This window comes from Shinella sp. WSJ-2 (assembly GCF_003432075.1).
Classification (GTDB): domain Bacteria; phylum Pseudomonadota; class Alphaproteobacteria; order Rhizobiales; family Rhizobiaceae; genus Shinella.
In genome coordinates, this window is sequence record NZ_QWBU01000029.1 from 1 (window position 1) to 2,411 (window position 2,411).

1 protein-coding gene is annotated in these 2,411 nt (G+C 61.1%); it reads left to right on the forward strand.

The genetic code is table 11. The annotated features are described in order from the left end of the window. Positions 1-112: 112 nt before the first annotated feature. Positions 113-2,411: FG-GAP-like repeat-containing protein (locus D0Y60_RS24530; RefSeq protein WP_199564280.1), on the forward strand; the 2,299-nt coding region annotated here is incomplete at its 3' end.

Here is a 2,411-nt window from a genome sequence, read left to right on the forward strand (position 1 = left end):
TCATGAGCCCAAAACGACGAAGGAGAAAAGGAAGAGCTTGACCGCAACCACCGACCCGAACGACATCTAATAGGCGGGTCAATTCTCGGTGGAAATGCCGGGTCAGTTCTCAGTGGCAATCAACAATGCCGGGCTCGACAGCAATGGCCGGCCGACATTTACCTACACCGTCGTTGAGGGTGATGGCGATACAGGCAATCTCGCCATCGCCGGCATCGACAGCACCGATGGCTCGATCGACGGTCTGACCGAACTGAACTTCGCGACGCCGATCAGCGCCGTCAGTGGCAACGGAATCCACTCTGAGATCGCTGCCATCGATGTGAACGGTGACGGCAAGCTCGACCTGCTGACCGCCAATGAATTTATGAGCACGGTATCGATCCTGCTTGGCGACGGCACAGGCAATTTCTCCAGCCCGACGCAGGTCCCGTTCGGCTCTGGCGCCTACGGTCTTTTCGGCTTCAGCACCGGCGACATAAACGGCGACGGTAAGCTCGACCTGCTGGCAATCAATATATCCGACAACAGCGTCTCCGTGCGGTTGGGTGATGGCGCGGGCCATTTCTCCAGCGGGGCGGATGTCAGCGTCGGCAGCAACGACTTTACCATGGCTCTGGGCGATGTAAACGGCGATGGCAAGCTTGACATGGTCACGGGCGGCGCCGGCGTCACCCTATGGCTGGGCGATGGTGCCGGCGGCTTCTCAGACCCGACGAGTGTTCTGAGTTCAGGATTCGGCGCTGTCCTCGCCGACGTGAACCGCGACGGCAAAATCGATCTCCTGGCGTCGACCGGCACCAGCATTGTCGTTCGCTTGGGCGACGGTGCCGGCAGTTTTTCAGGCTCGGGATCTGTCAGTATGGGCAGTAATCTCCCATCATATTTCACCGTCGTGGACCTGAACGGCGACGGCAAGGTCGATCTGCTGTCACAACACAATTCCTCCAACCTGGTTTCCGTGCGCTTGGGAAATGGCGCCGGCGGTTTCTCTGGCACGACGCAGCTTACTTTTGCAGACAGGGTATCCGATATCGCCGTCGGCGACATGAATGGGGACGGCAAGGTCGACGTTGTCGCGGCGAACGGCGGAAACGTGTCAGTGCGCCTGGGGGACGGAGCTGGCAATTTCTCCGGCTCGACGGATATCAGCGTGGCCACTTCGATTGACGTCGTCAACCTTGCGGATGTGAACCGCGACGGCAAGCTTGATATCCTGGCATCCTACAACGGCACTACATGGGTCCTCCTGAATACGTCGCAGCGTTCCGCGTCGTTCGACGATGCGACCATTACGACGGCCGACGGCGTACAGACCGGGCGCGGCGTGGATGCGACCCGTCCCGATGCGCCCGATCTTGCGCTGACCCACGACAACGGCAGCTCTTCGACCGATTTTCTCACGAATGATGGCTCCCTGACAGTCGGCAAGGAGACCGGTGCGACATTGAGCTATGTCGTCGACGGCGGTGAGGCATCCGCGACCTACGATCCAACTGCGCTGGCTGAGGGTGAACACACAGTCGAGGTGCGGCAGGCGGATGCTGCCGGTAACATTTCTGCGACCAGCACCATCACGTTCACGCTCGACCGTACGGCACCGCCGGCGCCAACGGTCGTACTGAGCCACGATACCGGCACGTCCTCGACGGACGGCGTGACCAATGACGGTTCCTTGACAATCACCGGTTTGGAAGACGGGGCAACCCTGAGCTACGTCGTCAATGATGGCGAAGCCTCGGCCACGTACGATCCGAGCACCTTCGACGACGGCCACTATACCGTGAAGGTCTTCCAGACGGATACGGCCGGCAATGTTTCACTGGCCGGCACCGTTTCCTTCACCTACGACCTCACGATCGGCCCGCCGGAGCCGTACCTCGCCAACGACACCGGCAGTGCCTCCAACGATTTCGTGACCAATGACGCCACGCTCTCGATCGCGGGCGTCGAGGACGGCGCGACCCTGAGCTACATCATCGATGGCGGCCCGGCGACGGCGACCTACGATCCGACCACGCTCAGTGACGGCGAGCATACGATCAAGATGAAGCAGACGGACGCCGCCGGCAACGTCTCCTTCTTTTACGGCACCATCACCTTCACGCTCGACCGAAGCAAACCGAATGCCGTGGGGCTGGCATTGGCATCGGACACCGGCAAATCCGCCACCGACAAGATCACCAGCAACGGCGCCCTGACGATCTCGGGCAGGGAGAGTGGCGCGACCCTGAGCTACATCGTCGATGGCGGCACGGCATCGACCACCTATGATCCGAGCGCCCTTGCCAATGGCACGCATACGGTGAAGGTCATCCAGACCGATGTCGCCGGCAATGTATCCTCGGCCGGCAGCCTTACCTTCACGCTGGACAAAGTCGCGCCGACGGTGGCCGGCGTCACCACATCGG